The 14,026-nt window shown below is 70.4% G+C and carries 10 protein-coding genes; 3 read left to right on the top strand and 7 right to left on the bottom strand.

Annotated features, from left to right (window positions below; translation table 11 throughout):
• Positions 1 to 18: 18 nt before the first annotated feature.
• From AC08OO_RS02310 to AC08OO_RS02340, 7 genes are all read right to left on the bottom strand, one after another.
• Positions 19 to 1,368: a glycosyltransferase family 2 protein gene (locus AC08OO_RS02310; protein WP_476608833.1), complete on the bottom strand. Its 1,350-nt coding sequence runs from the start codon at positions 1,366 to 1,368 to the stop codon at positions 19 to 21.
• Positions 1,365 to 3,233, bottom strand: a complete 1,869-nt coding sequence (locus tag AC08OO_RS02315; RefSeq protein WP_476608834.1) for a polysaccharide deacetylase family protein — start codon at positions 3,231 to 3,233, stop codon at positions 1,365 to 1,367. The genes AC08OO_RS02310 and AC08OO_RS02315 overlap by 4 nt, the downstream gene beginning before the upstream one ends.
• Positions 3,234 to 3,614: 381 nt before the next feature.
• Positions 3,615 to 4,007 (bottom strand): RNA-binding S4 domain-containing protein, encoded by a 393-nt coding sequence (locus AC08OO_RS02320; protein WP_476607960.1) that lies wholly within the window; start codon positions 4,005 to 4,007, stop codon positions 3,615 to 3,617.
• Between the two features lie 168 nt (positions 4,008 to 4,175).
• Positions 4,176 to 5,330 carry an ABC transporter ATP-binding protein gene (locus tag AC08OO_RS02325; protein WP_476608836.1) on the bottom strand — a complete coding sequence of 385 codons (1,155 nt, stop codon included), beginning with the start codon at positions 5,328 to 5,330 and terminating at the stop codon, positions 4,176 to 4,178.
• Positions 5,327 to 6,805: an ABC transporter permease gene (locus tag AC08OO_RS02330; RefSeq protein ID WP_476608837.1), complete on the bottom strand. Its 1,479-nt coding sequence runs from the start codon at positions 6,803 to 6,805 to the stop codon at positions 5,327 to 5,329. The genes AC08OO_RS02325 and AC08OO_RS02330 overlap by 4 nt, the downstream gene beginning before the upstream one ends.
• A gap of 74 nt (positions 6,806 to 6,879) precedes the next feature.
• Positions 6,880 to 7,875 carry an iron ABC transporter substrate-binding protein gene (locus tag AC08OO_RS02335; protein WP_476618192.1) on the bottom strand — a complete coding sequence of 332 codons (996 nt, stop codon included), beginning with the start codon at positions 7,873 to 7,875 and terminating at the stop codon, positions 6,880 to 6,882.
• A 138-nt stretch (positions 7,876 to 8,013) separates the two neighbouring features.
• The gene (locus tag AC08OO_RS02340; protein ID WP_476608839.1) at positions 8,014 to 10,701 is read right to left on the bottom strand and encodes an AMP-binding protein; all 2,688 of its coding nucleotides are present in this window, start codon (positions 10,699 to 10,701) and stop codon (positions 8,014 to 8,016) included.
• A 111-nt stretch (positions 10,702 to 10,812) separates the two neighbouring features.
• Here AC08OO_RS02340 and AC08OO_RS02345 point away from each other — a divergent pair, with 111 nt between their 5' ends.
• The 3 genes from AC08OO_RS02345 to AC08OO_RS02355 all read left to right on the top strand — a co-directional run bounded on the left by AC08OO_RS02345 (position 10,813) and on the right by AC08OO_RS02355 (position 13,991).
• Positions 10,813 to 11,109: a hypothetical protein gene (locus AC08OO_RS02345; RefSeq protein WP_476608840.1), complete on the top strand. Its 297-nt coding sequence runs from the start codon at positions 10,813 to 10,815 to the stop codon at positions 11,107 to 11,109.
• Positions 11,110 to 11,156: 47 nt separating this feature from the next.
• The gene (locus AC08OO_RS02350; protein ID WP_476608841.1) at positions 11,157 to 11,831 is read left to right on the top strand and encodes an HdeD family acid-resistance protein; all 675 of its coding nucleotides are present in this window, start codon (positions 11,157 to 11,159) and stop codon (positions 11,829 to 11,831) included.
• Positions 11,832 to 12,032: 201 nt separating this feature from the next.
• Complete coding sequence (locus AC08OO_RS02355) at positions 12,033 to 13,991, top strand: ABC transporter ATP-binding protein (RefSeq protein ID WP_476608842.1); 1,959 nt, start codon at positions 12,033 to 12,035, stop codon at positions 13,989 to 13,991.
• The last annotated feature ends 35 nt before the right edge of the window (positions 13,992 to 14,026 follow it).

The raw sequence follows: 14,026 nt of genomic DNA on the forward strand, positions 1-14,026 counted from the left end.
CAGCCTTTCCGGTTGTCGTCACCGCCAGGCGGCCGTTTGCCGCTCCCGGGCGTAGAGCAACGGTCCGGCGGCGTAGCCGGCGAACTCCCGCAGCAAGGCACCCTTCGGGGCCTGGACCCGCCCGTCGAGCCGCTGGCTCGTCGCATGGCCGATGCGGGCCATCCCACGCAGGCCTCGTGGGATGCGACGTACCACCTCACCCCGGGTCGACCGCTGGAGAAGCAGCTTGGCGAGGAAGGCCGTGAAACCGGAGCCGTAGCCGAACATCTGAGCGAGCAGTGCCGCGTCGTCGGCGCGGTGGTGATGCCAGACGAAGGCGGCTGGTTCGTACGCGATCGCTCGGCCCGCCCGCAACATGCGCACGAAGAGATCGAGGTCCTCGCCGCCCCGGCTCCTGGTGCCCGCTCCCAACGCCTCGTCGAAGCCACCCAGGTCCCGCAGGAACGCGACGTCGAACCCGACATTCGCGCCGGTGCCGACGAAACCTATATAGGGGTACAGCGGACCGTGCCGCTCGTTGTCGGCGAGGTCGAAAAGCACCGGCTCGCAGCGGGTGGACCAGTACGACGCCCGGGCGTCGAAGTAGACTTCGGCCGCGCTCACGATGCTCGCCGTGCAGACGATTCCCGTGACGCACGCAACGTCCGGCCGGCGCCGGAAACCCCGAACCAGCCCGTCGATCCAGCCGGGGTCAACCGAGACGTCGTCGTCGGTATAGGCGACGTACACCCCCCGCGCCAGCGCGAGCCCGCGGTTGCGGGCGCGGGAGAGACCCGGGCGTGGTTCGGGGACATAGCGGAATCGTTCGTCGGTGGCCGACAACGAGTCGACGACCCGCTTCGTGGCGTCGCTCGACGGTGCGTTGTCCACGATGAGGAACTCGACGGCCGGATAGGTGACCTCCGTGAGTCGACGCAGGCAGTTGGCCAGGATCTCACTGCGGTCTCTGGTGGCGACGACGACGGAGACGAGATCCGTGGAATCGAGATCGGTGGATTGAACCTTGTTCGGGCAGGCCTCGGTGGCCGCGGCAGGCCTGGTGCGGGCGTCGAGGCGCTCGAGCGGGCGGAGACCCTCGCCGACCAGGTGATCGTTGATGCGCCCGCCGAACTCCGACCAGACCCTGCCGAGCAGCTCATCGACGTCGATGCCGGTGGCCGTCCTGGCGGCCGCCGCGTAGCCGAGCGGCTCACCGTGCAGCAGGGCGAGGACCCGCGCACGTCGCTGACGGTCGCGTGGCGGCACGACCGAGCGCACGACGCCCCCGGCCGACACCTCGAGCTCGCAGCACCAGATACCCTCGTCGGCTGTGGCTGGGCTGGCCGCGGCTGGGCCGGCCGGGGACTCCCGATTCCCGTGCAGGTTCATCCGGAGCTCCTCGCCTCGTGATCTTCGGCCTCGTGATCTCTGGTGTGTCCGCGGACCGTCCGTTGGACCGGGAGAACTCGACGCAATGCCCCACCCAGTTCCCGCTCGATGTCGGGACGGATGTCGGGACGTCGGTAAACCTGCGATCTGCGCACCGTCTCGACGAGCGCATCAACGCGGGTATGGCGCTCCACCTCGATCCTGGGCAGGGCATAGCGGTCCTGAGCCGTGGGGAAGGCGCGCCGAGTTTGCAGCGCGAACGCCGCGTCGTATCCCGCCTTCTTCACCATCATGCGCACGCGCGCGTCATGTTCCCCGTAGGGATAGGCGAACAGGCGTGGCACGGGCAGCCCGATGGCCGCGAGGTCGCCGCGCGCCGCGGAAAGATCGTCCCACAGGCCGGCCCCACTCATCCTCGTCAACTGCCCGTGAGTGCGGGAGTGCGCCGCCACTTCCCAGCCTTCCTGGTGAAGGGCGCGCAGCCGGCTCGCGTCGAGGAGCGGCAGCCTGGCGGCGCCGTTCACCGCATCCCACCTGTTCCAACCGCCGATCTCTTTCGTGACCACGAAAACCGTCGCGGGAATACCAAGTTCCCGAAGGACGGGCACGGCGTGCTCGAACAGACTCGAATAGGCGTCGTCGAAGGTGAGGACCAGCGACTGATGCCGGGCGGGCCGGCCGTCGAGATGACGCAGGAGTTCATCGACCCCGACGAAGGTGAAGCCGGCGCCCAGCAGGGCTGTCAGCTGGGCCCGGAACTGTGGCGGGGGAACCGCATACCTGCTCAGCAGGGGATCCGACACGTCCTCTATCGCATGATAGGCAAGGACCCGCAGGCCAACGTCCGGTGCGTGCAGGAGACCGCCGCGCTGGTGGGTTCCCCGCCAGTAGGAGCAGTCGCGTAGTCCCAGGAACATCCATCTGGTGGGCCGGTCCACCTTCCCGGCGCTGACTCTTCCGAGCACGAGACCCGCCGGGACGCGGGACGCCCAGGGCGGTGCCGCCGCCGCGGCCCTGGTGAGGCTTCCTCTGATCGTCTTCCCGCCATGCTGGGCAAAGAGCAGGTCACCGAGACCCGGATGTTTTCGGGAAAGCGCGGCATCGGCCTGCCCGGCCTGCGTCCACTGCCTCAGGTGCGCCTCGGGCGAAACGACGTAACGCTGGTAGGAGACGGCGTCGGCGGCGAATCGAACCCGCGCACCGCTCTGCAGCAGCCGGTAGAGGAAGTCGGTGTCCTCACCGCCGAAGCTGCCGCCGGCGGTAAAACTCGTGTCGAAACCGCCGAGCCTGGCGAAGGTCGACGCCCGCATCGACACCTGCCCGGAGAGCAGGTCCGCGACGGTCAGCCGCCCGTCCGACCGCAGCAGCCTCCGGCGGCGTGCCCGGGCCCACCGGTCGACCCCGTAGGTGAGCACCGTGGGAGGCGAGGCGGGGTGCATCGGGATGTGGCCGACCACGGCGTCGGCGCCGGCGGCGAGAAGCCGCTCATGCTCGACGAGGAGCCGCCGGTCCGCCGCCATGTCGTCGTCGAGAAAGAGGATGAACTCGCCGAGCGCGCCCGCGGCGCCACGGTTTCTCGCTGCGGCAGCGCCCGCGTTCTCCTGCCACAGGACTCGCTTGGAGAACGGCAGAGAGACAGCCTGGAGAGCCTTCTCGGTGCCATCTGTGGAACCGTCGACGACGACGATCAGTTCGCAGGGCCACGGCATATCGAGGTACCTGAGTTCCGCAATACTCTGCAATACCACGTCTCGGCGGTTGTATGTCGGCATCACAATGCTGAACCGGACCGAACGCCCATTACGGGCGGGCTGCCCCGCCGAATGGTCCGGGATGTCCACGCTCGGTTTCTCGCGGTAGCTCATCGCGAATTCCGCCGAGCCAACCCGGATGACGCTCGCCCCATGGGCCTGACTCTAGTTCGAGCCGGTCGGTGCGGCGGGGCACGACCCGCGGTCGTGTCGTCCAGGAAGATCAACCTCACGATCGCATTCCACGGGCGCGGATAACGCTACGCGGCACGTAGCGGCAGAGCCAGGTCCCGGTCACCGGCAACGTACCCGGTCGCTTCCTTCGTTTACTTCACACCGTTGATGCGAAGTAATCCCATGGTGGGTAGTACCAGGGTTAGTAATTCCAGGGCAAGGTTCCTGAGGATGGTCATGGTGTGTGGGCGGTTGCGGACTCCCTCGACCGAGGCGTCGCCTGACCGGGGCGCCGCTACTGGGCACCCAGTAGCGGTGCCGCTACCGCGCATCCGGCCGGCGGGGCTGGTCGCGCAGGCGTTCCAGCGCCCGCCGGTCGCGCTTCGTCGGCCGCCCGGCGCCCCGATCGCGTACGGCCAGCACCGGCGGCACCTCGCGCGCGACCGGCGGGCTGCGGTCGACGAAGGACTCCGCGGCAACGGGCGCGCCGACCCGCCTGTGCAGGATCCGGGTGACGACGACGACCCGCTCGTGCCCGGGTTGGCGCACCCGGATCTCGTCGCCGGCCCGCACCGGATGGGCCGGCTTGACCCGCTCGCCGTTGAGGCGGACATGGCCGGCGCGGCAGGCGGCGGTCGCCTGCGATCGCGTCTTGACCAGGCGCACGCACCAGATCCAGGTGTCGATCCGGGCGGTTCCCGCCGGCGACGTCATAGGCGTGGGCGACGTCATAGGTCTGACTGTACGAATCGACCGGCGGACCTGTCGTCGTTCGGGGACGGTCAGGCGGCGACGATCGACCGGCGTGGCGGTAGCAGGGCGCTCGTGACCGCCGCGACCGTGCCGGCGCCGAGACCGGCGTCGGTGAGAGCCGCGACGGAGTCAATGGGGTGGGAAGGCCGTGACGGGCCCGGTGATCGACAGCCGTACGCGGGTGCCGGGTTCGGGAAGCTGGCGCCCCGGCACCCGCGCCGTCACGGTGCGGCCGGACCGGTCGAGCCGGAGCTGGACGGTGGCGTCGTGGCCGAAGTACCGCACCTCGGTGACCCGGCCGACCACCCCGTTCCGCTCCTTGTCCCGCCCTTCGTTCTCGTTTCGGTCCTGGCTCTCGTTCTGGTTCTCGTTCTCGTTCTCGTTTCGGTCCTCGTTCTCGTTTCGGTCCTCGTTCTGGTTCTTGTCGCCGTCCGCTGCGGCGAGGAGCCTGATCTGTTCCGGCCGGACGAGCAGGCGCGCCTCGCCCTGGGGAGACCCGGGCCGGACGGCGAGTTCGCCAAGGTCGCAGGAGGCGGTGAGCCCGGTGACGACGGCGGGCATGAACACAGCGGCGCCGACGAAGGCCGCGACGGTCGGGTTGCCGGGTGAGGCGTAGATGCCCTGGGGCGTGCCGGTCTGGGCGATGCGACCGGCGGCCATGACGGCGACCTGGTCGGCCAGTGACAGCGCCTCGTTCTGGTCGTGCGTGACGAGCAGCGCAGTGGTCCGGTTGGCACGCAGCGCTTCGACGACGGCGCGGGCGGTGTTCAGGCGGAGCCCCGCGTCCAGGGAGGAGAACGGCTCGTCGAGCAGCACCAGGGACGGCCGCGGGGCCAGGGCCCGCGCCAGCGCCACGCGCTGCTGCTGGCCGCCGGAGAGCTGATGAGGGAACCGGCGGGCCAGGCTCGCGTCCAGCCCGACGAGGTCGAGCAGCTCGGCGGCCCGCCCGGCGGATCGGCGTTCGGCGCGGGGCAGGCCGAACCCGATGTTGGCCGCGACGTCCACGTGCGGGAACAGGGCACCTTCCTGCGGGACGTACCCGACCCGCCGCCGCTGGGCGGGAACGCTGCGACCGGGGCTGAACACCCGTTCGGCGCCGAAGTCGATCGTCCCGCCGTCCGGGTCGCTGAATCCCGCCACCAGCCGTAGCAGGGTGGTCTTGCCGCAGCCCGACGGCCCGAGCACGGCCGTCACACTGCCGTCGGGCACTCGCAGATCGATCCCGGCGAGGGCTGTCGTGGCGCCGAACCGTTTGGTGACCTGGCTGACGCTAAGCGCTGTCACGTGCTTCTCCTGGCGGAACGGGTGAGCAGGAAGGTCGCCGGGGCCGACAGCAGCACCATCAACCCCGCGTAGGGGGCGGCCGCGCCGTAATCGACGTCGCGGACGTTGCTCCAGAACTCGGTCGCCAGGGTGTCGGTGCCGGTGGGTGACAGCAGCAGGGTCGCGGTGAGTTCGGTGACCACAGCGAGGAACACCAGGATGGCGCCGGCGCCGACGCCGGGGGCGATCAGCGGCAGGGTGACCCGCAGCCAGGCCCGCGTCGGGCGCAGGCCCAGGGCGTGTGCGACGTCGTCCAGGACGGGTGGCGCCTGCGCGATCGCGCCTCGCACCGCCACCGTGGCCCGCGGCAGGAACATGATCGTATAGGCGGCGATCAGGAGGGTGGTGGTCTGGTACACGGCCGGCAGGATGTGCAGCGATACCGTGACGAGAGCGAGCGCCACCACGATGCCCGGCAGCGCGTTGGCCGTGTAGGTGCTGCGTTCAAGCAGCGTCCCGATCCGGCCCGGGTGGCGTACCGCGAGCCACGCCACCGGAAGCGCCAACAGGACGGTGCACAGCGCGCCGGCGAGGCCGAGTCCGGCCGCGGTCGCGGCGGCGGTGGCCAGTTCGACGGCGGGGAAGGCGGCGGAGGCACCCACCAGCAGCCAGCGGACGAGGCTCACCAGCGGCACGCCGAGCGCCAGGCCCACGATCGCGCCGAGCCCGCCGACGGCGGGGGCGGTGAGCCGGCCGAGCCGGGCGGGTTGCGCGGTGCGGCTGGCTCCGGGCCCGAGCCGGGCGTAGCGGTGCCGACCGCGCAGGCTCAGCTCGGTGCCGACCAGGACCGCGCAGTACAGCACCAGGACGCCGGCGAGCATGTTCGCCGCCGGGCCGTTGAACGACGAGCGGTACTGGTCGTAGATGGCCGTGGTGAAGGTGGGAAACCGCAGCATCTGCAGGGCGCCGAACTCGGCGAGCAGGTGCAGGCCAACCAGCAGCGACCCGCCGAGGACGGCCGGGCGCAACTGCGGGAGCACGACCCTGGTGAACGTCCGCCACGGGCCGAGCCCGAGTGACCTGGCGGATTCCTCCAGCGCCGGGTCCAGCCCCCGCAGGGTCGCGCCGACGGGGAGGTAGACCAGCGGGTAGTAGGCGAGTGTCACGATCAGCAGGGCGCCCGGGTATCCCTCGACGCCCGAGGTCAGCGAAACCCAACCGTAGCTGACGACAAACGCGGGCAGTGCCAGCGGAGCGGCGAGCAGCACGTGCCAGACCCGTCGTCCTGGCAGGGCCGTCCGTTCCACCAGCCAGGCGGCGGCCGTGCCCAGGACGGCACTGGCCGCCATCCCGCCGGTCACGAGCTTGGTGGTGTTGACCAGCAGCTCGCCGACCCTGGGCCGGATCAGCAGCCGCCAGGCCTCCGACCAGCCCACGCTGGCCGTGTATCCGACGACGAAGAACAGCGGGACGGCCGCGAGCAGCGCGACGAGCACACAGGCCAGCAGCAGCGGGCGCGGGTACGCCGGGCCGGTGCGTACCCACCGTCCCGCCGTCGTGGGCTGGCCGTTCAGAGCAGGCCCGCCCGCTGCATCAGTTCGACGACCTTTGGTCCGTTCAGGGTCGAGATGTCGATGTTGGGCGGATCGAGGGTCGACAGCGGCTTCAGCGCAGGGTTCGTGGGGACCGCGTCGGACACGGCGTATTCCAGGGCACCGCTGTCGACCAGTGCCTTCTGCCCGGCGTCGCTGGTGAGGAAGGCGACCAGCCGCTGCGCCTCGGCCTGCTGGTCGCTGGCCGCGAGGACGCCGGCGCCGGAGACGCTGACGAACGCGCCCGGGTCCCGGTGGCCGAAGAAGTGCAGGTCGACGTTCCTGCTGTCCTTGCCCGACTCCGCCTGGTCCTGGTACCAGTAGTAATGGTAGATCACGGCGGCGGGGACCTCGCCCGCGTTCACGGCGCGCAGCGCGGCGATGTTGTTGTCGTAGATCTTCGCGTTGCGTTTCAGTCCGGCGAGCCACTCGGCGGTGGCCCCCTCGCCCTTCACCGCGAGTACGGCGCTGACGATGGCCTGGAAGTCCGCTCCGGCCGCCGCGACACCGACCTTCCCCTTCCACGCCGGTCCCGCCAGGTCCATGATCGACGTGGGCAGCTCGTTCTTGGCGACCTGCCCACGGTTGTAGATGAACACCGTCGACCGGGCCGCGAAACCGACCCAGTTGCCGGTGCTCGGGACGTACTGGTCAGGCACCTGGCCCAAGGTGGCCCGGTCCAGTTTGCTGAAGCGGCCGGCGCGGTCGACCAGCGTCATGGCCGGCGAGTTCTCGGTGACGAGGACGTCCGCCGGCGAGCTGGCGCCTTCCTGGACGATCTGGTTCGCCAGCTCGGGGTCGCCGCCGCGACGCAACTCGACCTTGATGCCGGTCTGCTTGGTGAACGCGTCCACCATTACCCGCATCAGGTCCTGGTGCTGCGCGTTGTAGAGCGTGATCGTCTTCCCGTCGTCCCCCGAGCCGCACGCTGACAGGCCGGCCAGGCCAGCCAGGCAGGTGGCCGTCACCAGCACGACCAAGGTTCTTCCTAACGAACCCATCGGGCTCCTCCACCTGGACACTCCACCTGGACACTCCACCTGGACACTCCACCTGGACAGACACGTCCGACCGACCTCGAACCTCTAATCGGTGTAGAAGTTAACTCATGTTTACCTTAGCGCCGTAGAATGTGACGAGTCGCACAAGTCGGGGGCGCTGGCGGGCGAACCGCGGAGCGGACGCCTGGCGCCGAGCGGGATCGGCACGCCCGCCGTGAGCCGGCCGAGAAGGCCCATGGCATGGAACGAGACCTTCCACGCGGCGACGCCGACGGTGAGCGAGGCCAGCAGCGCCAGGACCGGATGGTCGTCCTGCAGAAGGGGGAACACCTGCCAGTGGGTCAGGTAGATGTAGAGCGAGCTGCCGGCCAGCAGGCCCGCCAGCCGGCGCAGCGGGCGTGGGCAGCGGACGCTCGTGGTCCAGGCCAGCAGGAGCACGCCGCCGAGCACCACGTGCTCCCGGCGTGCGTCAGCGAAGAACCCGGGGATGGTGAGCGCCGCCGCCGCAGTGAGGGCCAGCCGCTGCCGTACCGTGGTCGCGGCGGCGGTGGCCCATCCCAGCGCGAACAGCCAGAGCACCGCCACCGACGTCTGGGTGTGGCGTGGTCCCGGCGGTAGGGCCACGACGTCGAAGCGGGTGAGCAGACCGGCGGCGAGGGCACCGGCTGCGACGGCCCACGGGCGGCGCCGCTGCCAGCGGTCGAACGCCGGCACGCCGAGCAGGGCCGCGAGGACCAGCAGGATCTGGACCAGGGCTTCGACGAACCAGAACTCCCAGGGTGGGCCCGCGCGGTCCGCCCCGAACACGCTGTTGAGCAGCACGATGTTGGCGGGTCCGTGTTCGTCCATGACAAGCACGAGTACGGTGATGAAGACGATGCTCGGCACCGCGAGGTACGCGATGCTGCGGAGCAGCCCGCGGACCCGGTCGCGCCGCGGCGCCGCGGTCAGGTGGAAACGGGCGAAGTTGTAGCCGGCGACGGCGATGAGGAGATGGGCGCCCCCGAGGATGCCGCCGACGGAGTCGAAGGTGTTGGCGTGCGTCCCGACGATCAGCACGATCGCGACCGCCCGGAGCAGCACGCTGGTCTCGATCGAGCTGCCAGAGCCGCCAGCCCTGCGCTTCGGTCGCGTGGCCGGCATCAGATCCCGCACGGCCATGGTGTGCCAGCCGGCGGGCAGGTGTCCGAGGGCGTCCTCCAGCCGCAGTGACAGTTCCACGTAGGACAGCGAGTCGCCGCCCAGGCTCACGAAGGTGCTGTCGTCGGTGACATCGTCGCGGTGGAGCAGCTCGGCGAACAGCCGGCGTACGTCGGCTGTTCCGTCCGACGGTCCGTCCCGCCCGGTGGGCGCGGTCGTGCGCGCCGGTCGCGCGTCGCGGGCGATCTCCTGCAGCGCGACCAGGTCCGGTTTGCCGGTGGCCAGGCGGGGCAGGGCGGCCAGGGGGTGGACGCGGACGGCGTTCTCCGGCAGCCGGCAGGCCCGCGCGACCAGCCGGCGGACCGAAGGCGTGTCCCGGTCGCTCTCGATCATCACATCGACGGCGTCGTCGCTGGTCACGCAGCAGGCGCTGAGCCCCTGGCCGGCGAGGGTGTCCTCCACGTGTTGCAGGTCGATCCGGATCCCGAAGACCTTGGCGAATCTGGTCTGCCGTCCCACGATCTCGTACAGGCCGTCGTCGGTGCGGCGCGCGACGTCCCCGGTGCGCAGCTCGTCGAGCGTCGGACCGAGCGCGAGGTCCGAGGCCGTCCGCGCGTAACCCATCATGACGTTGGGCCCGGAATAGACGAGCTGCCCCAGATCCCCGGTGCTGTCGGTGCTGTCGGTGCTGTCGGTGCTCCTAGTGTGGTCGGCCAGCGGCTCGAGCCGGAACGACCCGCCCGGGACCGGGACTCCGATGGTGTGGGGGTGGGTCGGCGCGAGGTGTGGCGGCAGGCAGGCCATCCGCGCCGTGGCCTCGGTCTGGCCGTACATCACGACGAAGTCCCAGCCGTTGCGTCGTCCGAGCTCGGCGTAGCGGGCCACCCGGTCCGGCGCCAGTCGACCGCCGGCCTGCGTGATGTAGCGCAGATGCGGCAGCGACATCGCGTCGAAACCGATCCTGTCGAGCAGGTCGAACGTGTAGGGGACGCCAGCCAGCGAGGTTCCCTGCCCGTCCCGGAAGAGGTTCCAGAAGCAGGCGTCCACGACGGACAGGGACGTCAGGATCAGACCGGCCCCGCACAGGAGGTGACTGTGCACGACCGACAGCCCGTAGCAGTAGTACAGGGGCAGGGTCGTCGCGGCGCGGTCGCCGGGGCCAATGCCGAGGCACTCGACGATCGACTCGGCATTGGCCTGCAGGTTCGTGTACGACAGCCGGACCAGTTTCGGTGAGCCCGTCGAGCCCGACGTGCTCAGCAGCAGCGCGAGGTCCGGATGAAGGTCGTGCTTCGAGCCCTCCCGCCGCTGCTCGACGCGGGTCCGCGTGCCGGCCGGGCGGATCACCACGTCGGGGTCATAGGACGTGATCAGGGCGTCGGTCGACGCGGCGTTGTCACCCGGCACCAGCAGGACCGCGTGCCCGGCGGACAGCGCCGCCAGGTACAGGACGAGGAGGTCGATCGTGTTGACCGCAGCGAGGAGCACCAGCCGCCGCCCGGCGCCGAGCCGACCGGCGGCGGCGTCGACGCGTGCCGCCAGTTCGCGGTAGGACAGCCGGCCCTCAGCCGTGACAACGGCCGTGCGGTCACCGTGCCGTTCAAGGTGGCGGGCGAGGAACACAGTCGAGCTTGCAAGGGACGGGCCTGCCTTGGTCACCCAGCCAATGTACAAGTAAGGAAAGCCTACCCTAAGTCATACCTCTCACTGCGCCTACGTCATCAATCCGTGACGTTCGGTGCCGTAGCCGCCCATGGATGATCTTGTTGTGTGGCAGTGGCAGTGGCAGTGGCAGTGGCAGTGGCAGTGGCAGTGGCAGTGGCAGTGGCAGCGGTGGTGGCAGTGGCAGCGGTGGTGGCCCCCCGCCCCAGGGCGGCACCCACCTGCTGGGAGGAGTTGAGTAACGCCGCGGGCGATATGGCGTCGTCGTCGGTTCGGAATGATGTCCAGCGGATAAGCGTGGTTCGCCGGGTGGCGGGCATCAGCTTGTTGACCTGTGATGTCGAGCGCCAGCTGACGGCAATGGTCCTTGTATCGGTGACCGACGATGGGAGAATAGGATCGTGAGCGACATAACTGCCTCAGATCGTCGTACACATGAAAGATCCACAAATGTGCCCTGGTTTGGTTTTCTCGCCGTTGGAGCAGTTTTTGCCCTGTTCGCGCTGGCCATTCCGCAGTTCGATCTGACCACGGTATGGTCGATCGCCGTGCTTCTCGGGATCGTCCTGCTCCTCGGTGCGGTGAGTGAGTTGCTGGCGGCGGCGGCGACGGCCCGGGACTGGCGCTGGTCCCATGCGCTGCTCGCGGTGCTGTTCGTGGCCGGCGGGGTGGTGGCGCTGGCCTGGCCGGATCCCACGGTCAAGGCGGTGGGCCGGATCGCGGCCTGGTTCTTTTTGATCAAGGGTCTCTACGACGTCGTCAACTCGTTCGTCGCCCGACGGACCGAGCAGCAGGCCACAGCCGGGCAGTACGCCACCGCGGCGGAGGGCCGCCCCACCCCGGCCCAGTGGTGGATGCCGCTGATCGTTGGTGCCTTGGAGATCGGGGCGGCGTTCTGGGTGGTGGGTTCCCAGCGGGTCTCGTTGCCGCTGCTGGCCCTGTGGGTGGGCCTCACGGCCTTGGCGATCGGACTGACCAAGATTGCCATGGGGTTCCGGCTGCGGGGCGTTTCCCGACCGCCCGCCTCGCTGGAGGGCCTGGCGATTCCCGGCTTCGGCGCCGGCGCGGTGGAAGGCAGGCGGCTGGAGGAGGGGCGCCTCCAACGACCCGTGTCCGGGAACCGTTGACGATCCCGGGTGGTCCCCGGATCCCGGCCCCCCGTTTCTTCCCGGCCCATCGGCTTCCGCCACCGCGGTCGGTCTGTCCCTGACGCCCCACCGCCCCACCGCCCCGACGCGCGTCAGGGCGGTGGGGCGGTGGGGCGTCAGGGTTGTGCTCCGCGGGAGGCTCTTCGCCGCCTCGGCGCGCGTCGGCATAGCCTCGGCGGCGTGATCCGTGAGCCGCTGCCCGTCCCGTCGGAGACGGCCTTCCCGTCGTGGGTGATCCGCTTGCATGCGCGTGCGCTCGCGCGGTTGACCGGCGCGCCCGAGGCGCGGCGCAGCGTCCGGTTCTTCGCCGACCAGGGCCGGGTCGTCGCGGTCCTCGTCGGGCTGTCCGTTCTCGGTTCGGCCGCCGTCGCCGTCGGGCCGTTCGTCCTGCGCCATCTCATCGACACGTCGTTGCCCACCGGCCAGGTGCGTGACCTCGTCGTCCCCGTCCTGCTGCTGTGCGCGGTGCTGGTGTTCGAGTCGAGCGTGCTTTCGGCGCGCATGGCGCTCATCGCTCGGCTCGGCGGCGTTGTCTCCGTGCGGATCCGTCAGACGGTGAACGCTCACCTGCAGCGCCTGCCCTTCGCTTTCTTTCCCCGCAGCCAGCAGGGGGAGGTGATGACGGTGATGTCCACCGACGTCCTGAACACCCAGAACGCGATTTCCGCCACCGTGCAGGCGGTGGTCTGCCGGATCGCGGACATCGTCGTCGGCTCGATCGTCGTCTTCGTGCTGGACTGGCGTCTGAGCCTGGCGGTGATGGTCTTCGCGCCGGCCACGCTGCTGATCGTCCGCTCGGGCCGGCGGCGGCTCGCCGCGCTGTCCATCCGCCAGCGGGAGCTCGACGGTCTGCTCATGGCCCAGGTCGCCGACACCTCGTCGGTCTCCGGGGCGCTGCACGTGCGGCTGTTCGACCGGGTCGACTACGAGCAGACCCGGTTCGACGCGGCGGGCGCCGAGCTGCTCGCCGCCGCCGAGGATCAGGCCCGGCTGATGTCGCGGGTCCGGTTCCTGGTCAACCTCGGGATTATCGCGACGATGACGGCGGTGCTGGCGCTGGGGGCCTGGCTGGTCTCCAGCGGCCGCATCACGCTCGGGACGGTCGCAGCCCTGGGCGGCGCGTTGCTGGTGGCTTTCGGACCACTGTCGTCCGCTGTCAACCTGCGTGCGGAGCTCGCGGGTGCGGGCGCCTCCTTCCGGCGGATCTTCTCCCTGCTTGACGTCCCGCAGGACGAGGTACGCCTGAGGTTCGAAGGGGCCCGGGCCCCCGCGCTGACCGTCCCCCGCGCACCGCGGTCCGGGACGGAACCGGTGCCGGCAGCCGCTCGCCGGGGAGTCGATGCCGGCCGGGGAGTCGATGCCGGCCGGGGAGTCGATCTGACGTTCGACGACGTATGGTTCTCTTACGATCTCGCCACGGCCGAGGACCGGCCGGACGGCGACTGGCCGGACGACGACCCGACGTGGAACCTGCGCGGGGTGACCCTGAAAGTCACCGCGGGGACGACGACGGCGATCGTCGGGGCCAGCGGGGCCGGCAAGACGACCATCGCCTATCTGGCCAGCGGCATGCACCGGCCGCGGCGCGGCGGCATCCGTCTCGGCGGGGTTCCCCTCGACGACATCCCGCCGGATCGTCTGCACACGATGATCGGCGTCGTCCCTCAGGACCCGCATCTGTTCCATGACACGATCGCGGCGAACCTCCGTTACGGCCGGTTGGACGCGACCGACGACGAGCTGCGTGCCGCCCTGGCGGCCGCCAGCCTCTCCGCTCTGCTCGACCGGCTGCCCGCGGGTCTGGCGACCCGGGTCGGCGCCCGGGGCTACCGGTTGTCCGGTGGTGAGCGGCAGCGGTTGGCCATCGCCCGGGTCCTGCTGCAGTCACCACGGGTGCTGGTGCTGGACGAAGCGACCTCGGCGCTGGACACCGTCTCCGAGGCCGCCGTGCGCACCGCCCTGGACCGGCTCGCGGTGGGGCGGGCGTGCCTGGTGATCGCGCACCGGCTGTCCACGGTGATTGACGCCGACCGCATCTACGTGATGGACCACGGCCAGATCGTCGAGGACGGTACGCACAGCGAGCTGCTCGCCGACGGCGGTGCCTACGCCCGCCTCTACCGGCCCACCGTCGTCTGATCGGGTGGGGGCTGTCGGTGGTGGTGCCGTTGCGA

This window comes from Frankia sp. CeCAU1, assembly GCF_977971845.1.